Here is a 16,281-nt window from a genome sequence, read left to right as displayed (position 1 = left end):
TCGCCCGTCGTGGTGTCGAGTCCTCCCAGCGCCTCGGCCGCCACCGTTGGGTGATCGAGCGCACCGTCGCCTGGCTCGGCGGCTTCCGCCGACTCCACCACCGCTACGAACGCAAGGGCACCCACTTCGCGGCCTTCGCCACCATCGCCGCCACCCTCATCTGCAATCGCAGAATCACCAAATGAGATGACTTCTAATGGCCCCGACGCCGGGCACCCGCACGACCGCGTTCCTCGGCGGTGATCGGCCGACGCCCGGAGCCAACTCTTGTCGAAGGGCTCAAGGCCCTGGGGGCAGCTATGGTTCACCGGACGTCAGCTGATCACCGCCGAGATGAAGCCGGCCGTCGCGCTCTCACACGAGGTCTCCAGGGCCGGCATGCAGTCAGCGATCCGCCGGCTTCGACCCCCATTAGGGGGCAGGCTCCAGGGGGAAGAACGGGTGGGGGAGAGGTGCGGTCAGGTCCGGGCAGCGGGGACGTCCTCGTCGACGCGCAGGTCGAGGGCGGTGTACAGGTCCTCCACCTCCCCGTCGACGACGTCGTTGTCGCAGCTGCCGTAGAGGATCCGGCCGGCGGTGGTCATCGTGCCGATGCCCTCGGGCACCGCCTCCCCGGCGCTCAGGCGGATGTCGGCGTCCAGCACACCGGGCAGCGCTTCGATGGTGGCGCGGTCGGCAATGTGGACGACCCTGCCGGGCGGCGCGGTGATCATCGCGGCGGTGAGCGCCATGAAGCGCGCAGTGGTCCTGAAAGTCGGGAACCGGTCGCAGGCCAGGTCGGCGAGGGTCTGCGGTAGGTCGAAGGCGTACATGCGGGAGGCGAGTTCGGTGATCGCGCCGCCGCCGGGCCGGGCCGCGACCTCCCCGATGAAGTAGAAGGGGTAGTCGCGGGTCTCCAGGATCTCGCAGTGCACCACGCCGGTCTGCTGGCCCAGCGCGGCGGCGGCCTGGCGGGCGAGGTGGACCAGGTGCCGGGGCACCGGCAGGTCCGGGCGCAGGACGGTGTCGTAGGAGCGGGTGGTGCCGTAGAGGGTGGTCAGCAGCGGGGCGTTGTAGCGGCCGGGGACCGCGAGGAGGACGTCGCCCCGGTAGACGTACAGGTCGACGAAGTGCTCGGCGGCCAGGTCGAGGTACTTCTCGACGAGGAACCCGTCCTCGGCCTCGTGGAGGGAGTCCAGGACGTGGCCGGCCGTGAACCGCCCGGTCGGGTCGGTGGCCCGGGTGTCGAACGCGCCCTGGTCGAGCAGCTCCTGCAGGTGCTGCTCGTCGTTGACCACGAGGGTGTTCACGGAGGCGAGGCTCGCGCGGGGCTTGACCACGACGGGCCACCCGAACTCCTCGGCGAACTCGGGGATCTGCTCGGCCCGGTGGACGACGCGGTGTGGTGCGACCTGGAGGTCGGCGGCGGCCAGCGCGGTCTTCATCACGGCCTTGTCGGTGTAGCGGACGGCGGCCTCCAGGCTCAGGCCGGGCAGGCCGCGCAGCTCGCGCAGGTAGGCGGCGGCGACGATCGCCTGCTCGTCGATGGTGGCGACGGCGTCGAGGTGCGGCAGCCACGGCTCCATCTCGGCGAGCGCGTCGAGGTTGTCCCAGTGGGTGATCGTGTACCGGTTGGGGTCGTCGGCGTTGCCGGTGCCGACGGGCTGGAGGAGGAAGACGGTGTGGCCGTCGGCGGCCAGGGCGTTCTCCAGGACCGGGTTGCCGGTGGACAGGACGAGGATGCGCATCGGGGCGGCTCCATTGCGTGGAAGGGATGTGTTGGGAAGGCCGGGTCGGCCGTGGTCGGTGCGGGGTGGTGCGGCCGCCGACGGAGCCGAAGGGGGCGTCCGTCGGCGGCCGGGTCAGCGGCGGCGGGACGAGTCGGCCGGGCGGGTGCCGGCGACGGCGGCCGCGTCGGGGATGCCGGCAGGGGCGGGCGGCTGTCGGCGGGCGGGGACGGGGAGCTTGGCCAGGTGCCGCACCCGCCAGGTCAGCACCGCGGTCACGGAGTCCGCGGTGCCCAGCTCCCGCCAGGCCCGGGCGCGCTCCAGCAGCGCCTGCGGATCGTGGCCGGCCGCCTCGGCCTCGGCCAGGGCGGCGGCGAGCGCGTCGAACTCCGGCTCGGCCAGCAGCCGACCGGCCTCGCCGGGGGCAGCCCGGCGCAGGGCCTGCTCCTGGCGCCCGCGCACCTCCGGGGGCAGTTGCCGGCCGCGCTGCGCGAGGGCGGCCATCGGCCGGGCGGCGGCCTGGCGGTAGGCGGCGCGCAGGTGCTCGGCGCTGGCGCGGGCGGCGGCGGCCTGCTGGCGGTGGCCGTGCTCGGCGTGCCAGCGGCTGCTCGCGATCACCAGCAGCAGCAGCGCGGCCAGCAAGGTGGCCGCCGCAGCGGCGTCCGGCGCCCGGTTGGTGGTGTAGCCGCTGGCCAGGATCTTCCGGGCCGCCGAGCGCATGCCGTAGTCCGCGTCGCGGGCGGCCCGGATGTGCGAGCGCGACGCCCGCTCGTACGCCCTGGCGGCCGCGAGGAGCTCGGCCTTCTGCGCGGGCATCGCCGTGCCGGCGAGCGCGTCCAGCACTTCGCCCGTGTCGGCGATGACCGCGGCGGCGGCCTGGTCGTCCTCGCCGTCCAGGACGTCGAGGACCTCGTCGGCGGCGCTGGACGCCTCGTAGCGCGCCCGGGCCGGGGCGGAGCGGCGCTCGCCCGCCCGTCCGGCCGCCGGGGACTGCAGCTCCTCGTCGGCCCCGGTGCCCGGCGCGCCGAAGCGGGCCCGGATCTTCGGCAGCGTCAGGTCGGGTGCCAGCCGGTACCCGCCGAAGAACACCGGCTTCCCGGCGGCGTCGCGCTCGCCGACGACGGCCACGCTGTAGCCGAGGGTGTCGCCGGACGGCCCGATCTTGCGGTTGACCAGCACGCCCGCCGTCTCCAGGCGGGCGAAGAACTCCTCCTCGGTGTCCGCGCCGGCCAGGGCCTGACGGACCGCGTCGCGCAGCAGCTGCCGACTGGTGTCGGGCTGGTCCAACCGCTGGGCCTTGTGCTTCTCGCGGTTGGTCGGCTCCTTCGCCTTCGTCCCGTCGCCCGGGTCGAGCTCGCGCAGCCCCCACTCCTTCTCGATCTTCCGGCACTCCGCCTGCGCCCTGCGGTAGTCGTTCTCGATGTCGGCCTTGCGCAGGTTGCCGCGCACGATGGTGGCCGCGATGTGGATGTGGTCCTGGGCGTGGCGCACCGCCACCCAGCGACAGCCGTCCGGATCGCCCTCGGGCGCGATGCCGACGGCGGCGACGACCCGCCGTGCGGCCTCGGCCCATTCCTCGGGGCTGAGGTCGCGGTCCTCGGGGGAGAGCCGCAGGGAGCAGTGCCACACGTGCTTCTTCAGCGCGCGGCGCTTGCCGCGCTGGTCGACACGCATGTCCAGGGCGCTCTGGAGCTGCTTGAGGTTGGCGGCCAGGTCGCGGCCCGGGTCCGGGGCGAAGCCGTCCCAGGACGCCACCAGGTGGGGGTCGGTGTGTTCGTCCCGCCGGCCCGGACCATAGAGGTAGGCGAGCAGGCCGTACGTCCGCGAGCCCCGGGTCACGTTCGGCACCACGGCGTCTACTTCTCCTTCACGATCTTCGCCGAGGCGGTGTCGATGGCCGTGACCGCGGTGCGGACGGCGGCCAGGGCAGCGACCAGGTCGGCCGGGCTCGGCAGCCCGCCGGAGTTCAGCTCCCGGGCGATCTGGTTCAGGTTGTTACCGCAGCGGGCGGCCTGGTGCCGGGCGGCGGCGAGCTCGTCGAGGGCGCGGTCGCGGCGGTCTTCGGGGTCTTCGTTGGCGGTGAGGTTGCGGGCGGCGTTGAGAGCACTGGTGGCGATGAAGCGGGCGGTCGTCAGCGCGCGGGCGCTGGCGGCGCGCTTGATCTCGGCTTCTTCGTCGGCACTGAATCGGGCGGTGAGACGGCGCTGGCGCTGGGTGGGTTCGTGGTGACGTCGGCGCGGACGGCGCACGACGCTCTCGTCGTCGGCGTCGACGGCGGCGTTCATCGGCTTGTTCTTCCTGTCGTTCCTGTCCTGCGGAGCCCCCTGGCTCCCGAGGTCCGGGTCCGGGACGAGCGCCCTCGCTCGGCCCGGATCCGGACCGTTCCCGGCCCCTGGCCGGGGCGAGCGCTTGGACCGTCCGATAGGGCGGTCCAAGCAGATAGCTCGCTCCGCCGTAGGTGACAACTCGATTGCGATGGAAGCGGGTTGACGGCAGTTCGAGCTGGTTGCGGCCAGCTAGAAGTCGGCGTCCGCATCGGCCAGCCCACGGGCGGCGAACGCACTGATCACGTGGTCCATGACCAGCTCCTCCACCTGGTCCGCGGTGAGGACCTCGCCCTGGCCGGTGCCGGTGCGGCGGACCCTCCACCGGCCGCCCCCGAGCTGAGCGGCCGCCTGCAGGTGGCGGTGGGCGACGAGAACGGTCATGAAGTCGCTGACGATGTCCTGGTCAGCGAGGACGGCGGTGCTCATGGGTGCTCCTGGCAGTAGGTCAGGTGGAGGAGGAGGGGGTGAGGCGGTGTTAGCGGCGGCGTGCTGGGGGTGGCTTGTCGGCACGCAGGACTTCCAGGACCGCACCGAGCGACTCGTTCGACGCTCGGTGGCCTGCCTTCCTGAGAGCTGTGCGTACGATGGTCCGGGAAGTTCGCCCGGCAGCCCTGGTCGCTTCGCGCCCGATGGCCAGCAGCACAGGATCCGTGGTCCGTCTGGTCGGTCCGGTCCGTCTGGTCCGCGGGTTCGGTCCGGTCCGCGGGTTCGGTCCGGTCCGCGGGTTCGGTCCGGTCCGTCTGGTCCGTCCGTTCGGTCCGGTCCGTCCGGTCCGCGGGTCCGGTCCGGTCCGCGGGTTCGGTCCGGTCCGTCTGGTCCGTCCGTTCGGTCCGGTCCGGGGCGCCCGTCCAGTCCGTACGGTCCGCAGGTTCGGTCCGCAGACCGTCCAGCGCTGTCTGTCCGTCGGGCCTGTCGGATGGGGGAGTCGGTTGCGTGCGTCGGCTGCGCCGTGCGGCCTCTCGGGCACGCCTGCGGACGGACTGGCGGTACAGCTGGAGTTTCTGCTCGGCGGACCGGGCCTCGGCCAGGAGGGATGGAGCGGCACTCAGTGCTGCCGTTGCGGTCTGCGCGGCGGCTCGTCCCAGGTCGGGGGTGATGGTCGGAGGTGTGGGCTGGGGGCCGGTGGTCGGGACACGGTCGAGGGAGACCGGGGCGGCGGCCATGAAGGGGACAGCGGGCTCGGGCTCGTCCGCTGGGGCGGCGGTGTTGTTGTGGCGGTTGACGAGGATGCCGAGGTGGACCGCGCCGGCGAGGGCCAGTGGCGCGATCGTGCTCAGGAAGGCCACCGGCACGTCGTTCAGCCTCAGGGCGTCGGCGGCGCGTCCTGCTTGGTCGAGTTCGTTGAGGCGGACGGCATGGAGCGCGTTGGCCCAGACGCTGGTGCCGGTCGCGCCGGCGAAGAGCGACCAGACGTAGGCACGTGCTCGCAGGGGTGCTTTCTGCAGGAGGACCAGGGCGCGGACGCCGTAGCCGATGAAACCGTCGACCACGACGGGGAACGCGTAGGTGAGTTGGCCGCGGATGTGGATGGCCTGTGCCATCTGCTGGAGAGCGTCGTAGCTGAGCGTGAACCCGGCCGTGCCGAGCAGCCCGATCGCGGCGATGTCCCAGGGAGAGACCGCGGGGCGGTGTATCCTCACGCGGCCGCTGCCAGGGTGACGGTGGTGAACTCCTGGTGCAGTTCGGCGCGCAGTTCGTCGGCGAGGGCGATCTCCTCGACGAGGTCGCGCTTGGGGATGGTCGTCAGCTGCTTGTCGGCTTCCCGGCGGCGCTTGGCCGCGGCCTTGTAGCCGATGCCCATCGCCGGGGCCCAGACCTCCCAGCCGATGCCGACCAGCTGCGTGATCCGGACCGTGGCCCGCTTCTCGGGGCTGGTCAGCGGCACCAGCTCGCCCTGCAGGACCAACTTGATCTGGTCGAACCGCCGATCGTCCTTGCGGTGGGTGAGGAGAAGGGCGATCTCCTCACCGGTCAGCCCGCCGCGGATGCCCTCCGTGGTGCGGCACGCGACCGCGTCGTCCAGGCACTCGCTGCGCACGGGGCAGCTCCCGCAGACGGCCAGTGCGCGGCGGTGGCCGGCCAGTCGCGGCGGTGCGAACCAGTCGTCGGCCTGGGCGTCACGGGCGCACAGGGCCTTCAGCCGCCAGTACTGGCTGCCGCGGGCGAGGCCGCTGACGAACGCGGTCTCCAGTTCGCGGACGACGTCGATCTCCGGCTCGTCGAGGGTGTCGGGCTCCGGCTCGTGGACGGTGGCGTACAGCACGTGGACGGTGGCGTTCATGGGGGTGTCTCCATCGCGCCGCGGGTGGGCAGCGGGCGCGGGGCAGGGGCGCTCGGGGGCACGGCGAGGCCGGCCCGCACGGGGGCGCAAGTTCGGTGATGAGGGGTCAGCGGGCGTGCGGCGGGGGCCGCTACTTCCGTCAGGTGGTGCTGGCGTCGTGTGCAGCTGCCGACAGGCGGCGTACGAGCGGGCCTAGCCGCGGCGGTGCCGGCCACGGCCGTCGGGCAGGGCGGCCTGCACTGTTGCGGCCGGGTGCGGGAGCCCCGGGGCCGCCTCGACCGGCTTCGCCTCGGCGGCGTGGGCCGGGAGCGATGCCGTTGCACCGCTCTGGGCGGTGGTTCCCGCCGACTGCTCTGTACGCGAAAGCGTCACCATGGTTCAATCACCTTCTGTAAGGGCGCAGCCCGACTCGTCCAAGGGCGGGGCTGCTGCTCTGGGTGTGTTGTACGTCACAACTGGGCGTGCACGACCGACGCCTGCGAGTTCCCGCTCGCGGGCGTTTCGTCGTTTCACGGCCTTCTTCGCCGCCCGGATCGCTACGGCTCGTGGCCGTCGCCGGGGCTGGTGATCGGCTGGCCGGGCGACACCGTCGCTCTACGTGGCCGACTCGTGAGGCGGTCGCCGCTACGCGTCGTGACACCCGAAGGCGTCACGCGTTCCGCGCCGACCGAAGAGCCCGTGGCAGGGGCAGGCGGTGTGCGGCTTGTGTGCCATCGCCTGACCTCTCCTCAGATGGTTCGTGTGCCGTTGGCTCTGGGGAATACGTTAGGTATTCACATGGATACCGGTCAACGAATTCAACTTATCTACGCGAGTAGACATGGGGTTTTTTCAGAGACTGAGAAATGATCATGGGGTTCGCCTGGCCAACTCTGCGTAAACCGGACAAGTTGACTCCAGGATGCCACTCGACCTGCAATCTTCGCGGTGAGTGACGGAGTATATCGGCTACTCAGGGTTACGGGTTGCATGTCTTCCGCTAATTGATCTTGAATGTCCGGGTGATGAGATCCTTGTCAAAGGCAGGGGGGTCGGTGATTCTCGGGGGTATATTCGCTGCCCTCGGGTGAATCTCCCGGCCAAGGGATTCATCGAAGAATCCACCGTGCAATATTTAGGATTGAACGATGCGAGCTGTAGTTGTACGCGAGTTCGGCGGCCCTGAGGTGCTGGAGCTGAGCGAGATGCCCGGGCCGGCGACGCCCCCCGGCCACCGCGTGCTCCGCACCCGCCTGGCCGGCGTCAACTACGCCGACACCCACCTGCGGGAGGGCACGTACCCGGCGCCGATGCCCTGCCCGTTCATCCCGGGCAACGAGGTCCTCGGGGAGAGCGAGGACGGCCGCCGCTTCGTCGCCCTCGGCAAGGGCGGCGGCTACGCCGAGCAGGTTGCCGTCCACCGCAAGTTGGCCTTCGAGGTCCCGGACGCCGTCGCCGACCGCGACGCCATTGCCCTCACGCTCCAGGGCAACACGGCCTGGCACCTGCTCCACACCGACCTGCGCCTGACCGCCGAGGACACCCTGTTGGTCCCCGCGGCCGCCGGCGGAGTCGGCTCCCTGGCCGTCCAGCTCGCCAAGCGCACCGGCGCGAAGGTCGTCGCGATGGCCGGCACCGAAGCCAAGCGGCAGCTCGCCGCCGACCTCGGCGCCGACGCCGTCGTCGACTCCTCCACCGTCGAGGGCCTGACCGAGCGCATCCTCGACGCCGCGGGCGGCCACGTCACCGCCGCCATGGAGATGACCGGCGGAGACATCTTCCACGCCACGCTCGACGCCCTCTCGCCCCGCGGCCGCCTCTCCGTCTTCGGCTCCGTGACCGGGACCCAGGGCCTGGTGCCCATCGCGCAGCTCGTCGGCCAGTCCAAGTCCGTCACCGGGTTCTGGCTGCCCTCGCTCTACCCCTCGCGCACGCTGCTGAACGAGTCGATGGCCGCGCTGTTCACGGCCGTCGCCGACGGCTGGCTCAAGCCGCTCCACGGTCCGGCCTACAAGCTCGGCCAGGCCCGCCAGGCCCACGCCGACCTCGCAGCCCGGCTCACCACCGGCAAGGTCGTCCTCGACCTGAGCCTCTGAACCACCCCCGGCTTCTCCCTCTTCTCTGCTGCCCGCACCAGGCGGGCACGCGGCCCACCAAGTCGCGCCGCCGAGCGCCGCGCGACGATCCCTCTGGGGGGTTCTCGATGAACAGCGCCATCACCGCCACCGCGTCCGACCGCCAGGACCGGCCGGCCGCCAAGCCTGCCTCGCTCGCCGACAAGGCGTTCAGCGTCCAACAGGCTTTCACCCGTATCGCCACCCCCGGCAGCGTGCACTCCCTGCGCGCCATCGCCGAAGAGGCCGGCCTGGACGACGCCACCGTCCACCGCATCCTGCAGACCGGCGTCGGCCGGGGCGTCTTCGAGCAGGTAGGCCGGGGTCGCTACCGCCTGGGCACCGGCACGGCCCGCGCCGGACTCCACGCCATGGCCGAGGCCCCCGGCGCCGCCTCCACCCACAGCACCCTGGTCGCCCTCCACCAGGCCACCGGCGGACTCGCCCTCCTCTACGTCCTCAGCCCCTTCGGCGTCGGCCGCCTGTGCACCGACTACGCCATCGGCGACAGGGATCCCGCCGAGGTCGGCATGACGGCGGAGGACATCGTCTCCGTCTCCCGCTCTCTGCGCACCGGCGCCTCCGGGCGCGCCATCCTCGCCTACCTCCCCCAGAAGATCCGGGACCGGGTCCTGGCCGAGGAGGTGCCCCCGACCGCCGGACCCGGCGTGATCCGCGACAACGACGCCCTCGCCACCTCGCTGGGCGAGGTCCGCCGGATGGGCTTCGCCATCGGCCGCCAGGAGTGCATGACCGGCTGGGACAGCGTCGCCGCCCCCGCCTTCTGGGACGGCGGGATCATGGGATCCGTCCTCCTGCTCCGCCCCAGCGGCGAGATGCCCGAAGACCTGCGCCCGATGATCTACCACACCCGCCGGGCGGCGGAGGAGATCTCCCAGCTCACCCTGTCGCCCGTAACGCCGACAGGGTGAACCGCCACTGCGCGAGCGGCTTAGCCGCGCAGCAACCAGCCCGCGGAGGAAGGGAGTCGTGGTGCCAGAACGCCTGATCAGGGCCCTGGTCTACACGGGCATCCTCGCAGGGATCCTGCTCTGGGCGCGCTTCGCGGTCGTTGCCACCGACTGGCTCGACAAGGTCGGCGGAGGCTGACCGCGCCCGCCGCCTCCCGTCCTGCCGCCGACGCGAGAGCGTCGCGCGGCGGCAGGGCGGGAAGCCGTCGCTCAGCCCGCCGAGACCACCCGGCCCGCCGTCGGACGCAGCCCCGCCCGCGCCCGCGCGGCACCCGCCGGGGTGCTCGCCTGCCCGCCGCCGACCTTGAGCACGGGCTTCGGACGGCCCTGGCACGGCCCGCACAGGCCCGAACGCGGCACTGGATCGCCGCAGTTGGCGCACTCGTGCGTCTGCGGTGCCTGCGGCCGCTCGGGGGTGCAGGCGGGCGGCAGCTTGTCCAGCAGCCGGGTCCGGACCACCGCCCGGGGCGAGTGGATCCGCTCCGGCAGCCCCGGCAGCAGCGCCTGCGCCAGCTCCGCCGCGCCGAAGCCCCGCGCCAGCCAGCGCGCCGCCAGCGGGGCCAGTGCCAGTGCCTCCGCCTCCCCCAGGCGCAGCCGGGGCTCCGGCCGCAGGGCCCGGTGCAGCGCCAGCGCCGCCGCCCGGATCCGCTCGTCCAGCGGCTCCACTGGCGGGCTGTCCTCCGGCTCCGCCTGCCCGCCCGCGCTCCGCGCCGTCGGCTGCTGCTCGGCGCTCGCGTCGCCGTCGGCCGCCTCCGGGGGGAGGGGGGAGGGTGCTTTCTCACCGTCTTTTACAAGAAGGGCTTCACGGGCGCCGGACGCCGGTACACCGGACGCCGGACGGGGGGCAGCCGGTCGGGCCTGCCGCTCGGCCTCCTCCTGGACAGCCTGCCGGATGATCTCCGCACCCGGCCGGTGCGGGACGTCGAACACGTGCGCCTCGCTGCGGATCGTCCCGTCCGGCATCCGCACCTTCACCACCAGGTAGTACCCGGCCTCCCGCAGCTCCTTCAGCGCCGCGCGGATCGCGGAGCGCCCCTGGATGCTGGAGTCCGCGATCTGCTGAGCGTCCTCCGACCAGCCTTCCGGACGGGAGAGGAGGTCCGCGAGGAGGCCGCGGGCGGTGAAGGACAGCCGCCGGTCCTGGACGAGAGCGTTGGGCAGCATGATGAAGGCACGCGCGTGCGCGCTACGATGAATCTGCAAGGGAGTGATCGCTCCTGTTGCCGGACCCCGGGGTGTTAGCGCACCGCCGGGGTCACCTGTGTTCGGTTGGACCACGGAACGTAGCAAGACCCCTCCTGCAGAAGCGAGTTCTGCCCCAGAGATCTCGATCACACGCCGCAGGGTGACCCTCGCGGCAGAACGGCAGAGACGCTCGTCCCGTCTCCGCGCGGTGATCGGCGGGGCCGCAGGGGAAGGCTGTGCCGGTCAGGCGGATCCGGTGGAGCCGGAATAGAAGCATGTACTCTCGGAAACCGATCGGCGACGTAAAGTTACTGCTCCGTCGTGGACCGATCAGCCGTCAGCTGAGCAGCCTGTTGGCGGCCGAGGGGAGAGGGCATGGCGCGCGCGGGCAGGGCGGACCATTGCGACTGATCGTGACGGGCGGCGGTACGGGCGGGCACACCTACCCGGCGCTGACGGCGGTGCGGGCGTTGCAGGAGCGGCTGGCCGGCCAAGGCCGGACGGTGGAGGTGCTGTGGATCGGCACGGCCGCCGGTCTGGAGGCGCGGGTCGCCCCGGCGGAGGGGATCCGGTTCGCGGCGGTCGCCACCGGGAAGGTCCGGCGCTCCTCGAACCCGCTCAGGATGATCTCCCCGGCGAACGTGCGGGACATGGGCCAGGTGCCGCTGGGTACCTGGCAGGCCCGCACCCTGATCACGGAGTTCGCACCGGACGTGGTGCTGGCCACCGGCGGATACGTGGCCGTGCCGGTCGGGTTGGCGGCGCGCTCCTGCGGGGTGCCGCTGGTCGTTCATGAGCAGACGGTGCGCCTCGGGCTGGCGAACAAGGTGCTGGCCCGCGCGGCGACCCGGGTCGCGGTCTCCTCGGAGTCCACCCTGCCGCTGCTGCCCGCGTCCGCCCGCCGCACCGCGGTGGTGACCGGCAATCCGGTACGCCCGGCGGTGCTGGCCGGCCGAGCTGACAAGGCGGTGGCCGTGCTGGGCCTCTACGGCTTCGATCGCTCGCTGCCGACGGTCTACGTCACCGGCGGCGCGCAGGGCTCGGTGCAGATCAACGCCCTGGTGCTGGGAATCCTGCCGTCTGGAGCACGCCAACGTGATCCACCAGTGCGGCCCGGCCAACGAGGCGACGCTGCGTGGGGCGACCGATGCGATGCCGCTTCACCTGGCCGCCCGCTACCTGCTGACCGGCTACACGGGGGCGGAGCTGCCGGACGTGCTGGCGCTGGCGGACGTGGTGGTCAGCCGCAGCGGCGCCGGAACGCTCGCGGAGCTGACCGCGCTCGGCAAGGCAGCGGTGTTCGTCCCGCTGCCCACCTCGGCGGGCAACGAGCAGGCCCACAACGCCGTCCACCTCCAGGACGCAGGCGCGGCCGTCGCCCTGACCGGCGACGTCACCGCGGACGTCCTGCGGGAGGCGCTGGTCCCGCTGCTCGCCGACTCGGCCCGGCGCAGCGCGATGGCGGCCTGCTCCCGCGAGCACGGCCACCCGTACGCTGCTCAGCGCCTGGTCGACCTGGTGCTCGACGCTGCTGGCCTCATTTCCCGGCCAGGCCCATGATGTGCCAACTACTCTAGAAATCAAGAAAGCTGAGAAAAACTCGCCGCCGGTACAGGGTGCCGCTACCTCTGTTGCCGACAGGCGGGTGCGCAACGGCACACTCTGTGGCGGCCAACGGACAGGTACAGACACTACGAGCACCGCGAACGTCGGCAGGCAGGAGTGAAAGTCGCGAATCTTCGTGCGAAGGAGAGTGGCATGTCCGCAAAGGCACCGTCGGTCGGGCTGGTCTCCGGTTACCTTCTTCGGCTGGCCCGCGAGAGCATCCCGCGCACCCAGGAGGGACTGGCGGAGGCTCTGGGCCTGGACGTCGGCACCGTGCAGGGCTGGGAGTCCGGCCGCCGTCCGCTGCCCCACCTTCGCGCGGGCGACCACCTCGACCTGCGCCGCCGCCTGGCCCTGCTCGGCGCCGACCCGATGCTGCTCGCGCACAGCGGCCCGGCGCTGGACGCCGACCGCATCCTGGCCGCCGTCCTCGACCCGCCCGCCGAGACCGGCCGCCACCCGCTGGCCGGGTGGGTCCAGCCCCGCGACTCCGCCCTCCTGGTCGCCTGGGCGCTGCGCGGCACCCCGCCGCCGGCCCTGGCCGCCCACACCTCGCGGCCCCGGCGCGGCCCGGCCCGCCCCGGCCCCCTGCTGCCCGCGGCCGACCGCGCCCGTTTCTTCGCCAACCTGCGCGACACCGCCGAGCACGCCGCCGCCGACGATCACGGAGGGCTGCTGCACCGCCAGGCCCTCTACCTCGCCTCGTACGACACCGCGCCCGACGCCTCCGCCTGGTCCGAGCAGGCCCTGCGCGGCATGCGGCCCGCACTCGGCCGACGCGGCCACGGCCCCCGCTCCATCGAGGCCCGCACCGTCGCCACCGTCGCCGCTCGCCAAGGCGATCCCGACCAGCTGCGGCACTTCATCTCCACCGCGCTGCTGGACGATGAGCACGGCGAACTCGCCAACCTCGCCTACTGGGCGCTGTGGCTCGGCGCGATGCCGGCCGACAGCACCGACGACACCTTCATGCACCGCCCCGACCCGGCGAGCTGGGACCCGATCCGCCTCTACCGCACCCTCGTCTCCTCCTTCCACCTCGCCCCCGGCACCGTCGACCTGTACGTCCACTCGATCAGCACCCTGCTGCACCTGCACCCGTGGCTGCCGCACGCAGCACCGGACGCAGCGCAGGCGTTCGACACATTCACGCCCCAGCTCCTCGACGGCGCCCTGATCTCCCCGACGTCCCGCCGCGACCTGGACCGCCTGCGCTACGGTCGAGCCGACGGGTGAGGGTGCGTCAGGAGGACCGCATGGCACATCAAATCGACACCGAGGAAGCGACCGGCATCGCCCGCCTGCTGTTCGAGACCGGCTCCCTGCGCGCCCTGCCCCGCACCGGCTGGCGGCAGGACGGCATCCCCCTGACCGCCACCGAGACCGTCACCGAGCACAGCCACCGCGTCGCCGTCATCGCCGCCACCCTCGCCGCCCTGGAGGGCGCCGACCCCAACCGCACCGCCTTGCTCGGCACCCTCCACGACCTCCCCGAGACCCGCACCGGCGACCTGACCCCCCTCACCCGCAAGTACGTCACCGCCGACGACCCCCGCAAGGTCGTCGCCGACCAGACCGCGGCCGCCCACCCCGCCATCCAGTCCCTCTTCGCCGACGCGATCGCCGAGTTCGAGGAGGGCACCACCCCCGAGGCCCGCTGCGCCAAGGACGCCGACAAGCTCGACTGCCTGCTGCGCGCCGCCGAGTACCGCGCCGCAGGCATCTCGGCCGTCCAAGGCAAGATCGACCGCTGCCGCGCAGCCCTCACCACCGCCTCGGCCCAGCGGATCGCCGATGCCGCTCTTGCGCTCGACTCCAACGACTGGCAGTCCATGCCAGCCTGACGAGCCGAGAGCCTAAGCCGTGAGCTGTTTGGCCAAGGCACGGTTCACCAGCGGGTCACGGCCGGGAGCGTACGACGGAATCGGCTCGTAGCCCAGGTGCGCGTAGAGCGCCAGCGCGGCCAGGTTTCGGCTGCCGGTCTCCAGGATTGCGCGCCGTGCCCCGATGCTGCGCGCCTGGTCTTCCAGCGCCCGGAGGATCGTGCTGCCGATGGCTAGGCCGCGGGCGGCCGGGGAGACGTACATGCGCTTGATCTCCACGGTGCCGGGCTGGACCAGGTGCCAGCCGCCGCAGCCCAGTGCCTGATCGTGCCCGTCTGCGTGGGCGATGAGGAACAGGCCGTTCGGCGGTGCGAAGTGGGCCGGGTCGGTGGTGTGCGGGTCGTCGGCGAAGCCGTACAGGGCGAGTTGCTCCGCGTGGAGGGCGGAGGTGAGGCGCTGGGCCTCCGGGTGGTCGTACGGGACGGCGCAGAGAGCAGCCGTGGTGAGAACGGGGCGGGCGAGTCCGGTCGGCGTCATATGCCCGATAGTGCCCTGTCGATTTGGCCCAACGCATCAATTCCCGTGGGGGATTTGATCCGACTGCCTGCGTGTCGGCGGATGCCCGTCAGCAGGTTGCGGCAGCGGACGGACTGGACCTCGGGCACGTAGGAGGTCAGCCGGCCCAGCGTGTCGAGTGTCGCTTCGCTGTCGTGGGCGAGGAGGTGGGCGCGGGCGAGGTGGACGCCGTGCAGCAGCGCGGAGCGGGTGTAGCCACTGGTGGGGCCGTGGGCGGTAAGGGGCGCGAGCAGCCCGTGGGCCTCGGCCAGCAGACGACGGCACCGGCCCGGGTTGGCCGCCGCGAGGTCCACGAGGCCCTGTCCGTTCTCGGCGGCGACCTGCTCGGCGGTGAAGTAGTAGAGGGCCGGGGGGTCGTCGTCGCGCCGGTGCTGGAGGTAGGTGAGGCAGCGGTCGGTGGCCGTCCGGAAGGCGTCGATGTCGCCGGCGGCGGCGTGGGCGGTGGCGAGTCGGCCTAGGGCGCGGGCACGGACGGTGGGCACGCTCCGGGCCGCCGTTTCGACGGCGGCCTCGGCGAAGCGGATCGCCGCTGTCGGCGAGCCGGCCGCCGCGTGCTGGTACGCGAGCATGCCGAGCACGTTGGCGACGGTGTCGTGGTCGGCGCTGGCGCGGGCGAGGCGGATGGCGAGCAGTTGGTAGCGCTGGCCCGAAGGTGAGAGGTCCGCGTCGAAGGCCATCCATCCGGCGAGCTGGGCGAGTCCGGCGGCGGTGCGCAGGAGTCGGGTGCCGATGTCCGGGGTGTAGCGGCTATTGCGCAGCAGCGACAGCACGCCGTCCAGCGCGGTGCGGACGTAGCGCTGGGAGATGGCACCGCCGCCCGTGGCGTCATCCAGGCGGCGTAGGTCGGCGAGGTGGGATTCCAGGACAGCCATCATCGGCGGCAGCACGTGGTCGGTGCCGCTTTCGCGGCCGGTGCTGTGGACCGCCTGCCGGTCGGCGTCCCAGACCGCGGTGAACAGGTCGCCGGCCGAGCGGAGCGTCGCCTGGGTGGCGGGGTCGGTCGAGTTCCACGCGGTAGCGGTCGCCAGCACCGCGGGCAGCGAGCGCCGCCCCAGCAGTCCGTCGGTGACGGTCCGTTCGTCGCTGCGGGCGGCCGGTACGGGCAGGTCCCAGAGCATGGTCTGGGTGTAGGTCCGGCCGGTCCTGTCCGACAGCACGGCGGCAGCCAGGCGGCGCACCGTCTCCGACCGGGGAACCGCGCCGCGGCTCCAGGCATGGGCGGCGGTCAGGTCGAGTCGCCTCTCGCCGAGGCCCGTGAGCTGTCCGTTGATCACGCGGACCAGGTCGCGGGGCGACCAGCCCGCGAACTTGAGGGCTTCCGCGAGAACCGCTCCGGGACGGTCGCCGCAAGGCGTCGCCTCGCCTCCCGGCTGGGGCTCTCCGAGCGTCATCACGCGGCGACGGTACGTCAAAACCCCTGCTGCGTGCGCCAATTCGCGTCTTTTCGCGCTGACATCGCGGAGTTCACGACGCTCGCGGCGTCGACCCCTGCCCGTCGGCCGCCGGGGGGTGTGTTGTGGGGTACCCGCTCGGCACTGCCGACGGCGCTGGGAGCGGCAACCCGTACTGCCGGTGAGTGTTTCCCAACATCGTTGCTTTTTAGCGTAGTTGGCGCGCCACGGGCGCTGTTCGGCGTCGGGGTGACTTCGAGCGGCCGGCCTGCAGGGCGATTGCGGATGCGGCCCGCAGGCAGCGGAGCAGCTCTCTCGGGAGC

Annotated in this window: 14 protein-coding genes and 1 pseudogene; 6 read left to right on the top strand and 9 right to left on the bottom strand. The window is 72.5% G+C overall.

All coding sequences use genetic code 11. The features are described 5' to 3' along the window. A partial coding sequence (locus tag OO57_RS23445; protein ID WP_033254593.1) for a transposase occupies nucleotides 1–185 on the top strand: 185 nt, incomplete at its 5' end. Nucleotides 186–458: 273 nt separating this feature from the next. Here OO57_RS23445 and OO57_RS23440 read toward each other — a convergent pair. The 6 genes from OO57_RS23440 to OO57_RS23420 all read right to left on the bottom strand — a co-directional run bounded on the left by OO57_RS23440 (nucleotide 459) and on the right by OO57_RS23420 (nucleotide 6,314). Then, the gene (locus tag OO57_RS23440; RefSeq protein WP_033254575.1) at nucleotides 459–1,727 is read right to left on the bottom strand and encodes an ATP-grasp domain-containing protein; all 1,269 of its coding nucleotides are present in this window, start codon (nucleotides 1,725–1,727) and stop codon (nucleotides 459–461) included. Nucleotides 1,728–1,841: 114 nt separating this feature from the next. Continuing rightward, complete coding sequence (locus tag OO57_RS23435) at nucleotides 1,842–3,557, bottom strand: relaxase/mobilization nuclease domain-containing protein (protein WP_051778138.1); 1,716 nt, start codon at nucleotides 3,555–3,557, stop codon at nucleotides 1,842–1,844. A 5-nt stretch (nucleotides 3,558–3,562) separates the two neighbouring features. Next, nucleotides 3,563–3,991, bottom strand: coding sequence for a plasmid mobilization protein (locus tag OO57_RS38580; protein WP_051778137.1), 429 nt, complete (start codon nucleotides 3,989–3,991; stop codon nucleotides 3,563–3,565). 231 nt (nucleotides 3,992–4,222) lie between these two features. Further along, a complete protein-coding gene (locus OO57_RS39730) occupies nucleotides 4,223–4,459 on the bottom strand; it encodes a hypothetical protein (protein WP_051778136.1) in 237 nt (78 codons plus the stop codon). After that, complete coding sequence (locus OO57_RS45885; protein WP_051778135.1) at nucleotides 4,456–5,673, bottom strand: DUF2637 domain-containing protein; 1,218 nt, start codon at nucleotides 5,671–5,673, stop codon at nucleotides 4,456–4,458. The genes OO57_RS39730 and OO57_RS45885 overlap by 4 nt, the downstream gene beginning before the upstream one ends. After that, complete coding sequence (locus tag OO57_RS23420; RefSeq protein WP_033254574.1) at nucleotides 5,670–6,314, bottom strand: WhiB family transcriptional regulator; 645 nt, start codon at nucleotides 6,312–6,314, stop codon at nucleotides 5,670–5,672. The genes OO57_RS45885 and OO57_RS23420 overlap by 4 nt, the downstream gene beginning before the upstream one ends. 1,127 nt (nucleotides 6,315–7,441) lie before the next feature. Between OO57_RS23420 and OO57_RS23415 the strand changes: the two genes are divergently transcribed. Next, entirely contained in the window at nucleotides 7,442–8,389 is a 948-nt protein-coding gene (locus OO57_RS23415) for a quinone oxidoreductase family protein (protein ID WP_033254573.1), read from the top strand. A gap of 107 nt (nucleotides 8,390–8,496) precedes the next feature. Further along, nucleotides 8,497–9,339: an IclR family transcriptional regulator gene (locus tag OO57_RS23410; protein ID WP_051778134.1), complete on the top strand. Its 843-nt coding sequence runs from the start codon at nucleotides 8,497–8,499 to the stop codon at nucleotides 9,337–9,339. Between the two features lie 249 nt (nucleotides 9,340–9,588). Here the strand turns inward: OO57_RS23410 and OO57_RS23405 are convergent, their stop codons facing one another. Beyond that, the gene (locus OO57_RS23405) at nucleotides 9,589–10,542 is read right to left on the bottom strand and encodes a hypothetical protein (RefSeq protein WP_106974085.1); all 954 of its coding nucleotides are present in this window, start codon (nucleotides 10,540–10,542) and stop codon (nucleotides 9,589–9,591) included. A gap of 422 nt (nucleotides 10,543–10,964) precedes the next feature. Here OO57_RS23405 and OO57_RS38575 point away from each other — a divergent pair. From OO57_RS38575 to OO57_RS23390, 3 genes and pseudogenes are all read left to right on the top strand, one after another. Then, nucleotides 10,965–12,123: pseudogene (locus OO57_RS38575) on the top strand (UDP-N-acetylglucosamine--N-acetylmuramyl-(pentapeptide) pyrophosphoryl-undecaprenol N-acetylglucosamine transferase). Between the two features lie 198 nt (nucleotides 12,124–12,321). Continuing rightward, nucleotides 12,322–13,404, top strand: a complete 1,083-nt coding sequence (locus OO57_RS23395) for a helix-turn-helix domain-containing protein (RefSeq protein ID WP_063737625.1) — start codon at nucleotides 12,322–12,324, stop codon at nucleotides 13,402–13,404. Between the two features lie 20 nt (nucleotides 13,405–13,424). After that, a complete protein-coding gene (locus OO57_RS23390) occupies nucleotides 13,425–14,012 on the top strand; it encodes an HD domain-containing protein (RefSeq protein ID WP_033254570.1) in 588 nt (195 codons plus the stop codon). Nucleotides 14,013–14,024: 12 nt separating this feature from the next. On the opposite strand, the gene OO57_RS23385 is transcribed toward OO57_RS23390, so the two are convergent. Together OO57_RS23385 and OO57_RS23380 are read right to left on the bottom strand one after the other, a co-directional pair. Beyond that, the gene (locus OO57_RS23385) at nucleotides 14,025–14,528 is read right to left on the bottom strand and encodes a GNAT family N-acetyltransferase (protein ID WP_033254569.1); all 504 of its coding nucleotides are present in this window, start codon (nucleotides 14,526–14,528) and stop codon (nucleotides 14,025–14,027) included. Next, nucleotides 14,525–15,958 (bottom strand): hypothetical protein, encoded by a 1,434-nt coding sequence (locus tag OO57_RS23380; protein ID WP_033254568.1) that lies wholly within the window; start codon nucleotides 15,956–15,958, stop codon nucleotides 14,525–14,527. Before OO57_RS23380 ends, OO57_RS23385 begins: the two co-directional genes overlap by 4 nt. Nucleotides 15,959–16,281 lie beyond the last annotated feature (323 nt).

It is taken from the genome of Kitasatospora phosalacinea (assembly GCF_000717185.1).
GTDB classification, from domain to species: domain Bacteria; phylum Actinomycetota; class Actinomycetes; order Streptomycetales; family Streptomycetaceae; genus Kitasatospora; species Kitasatospora phosalacinea_A.
This window is presented reverse-complemented; position numbering and strand designations above follow the sequence as displayed.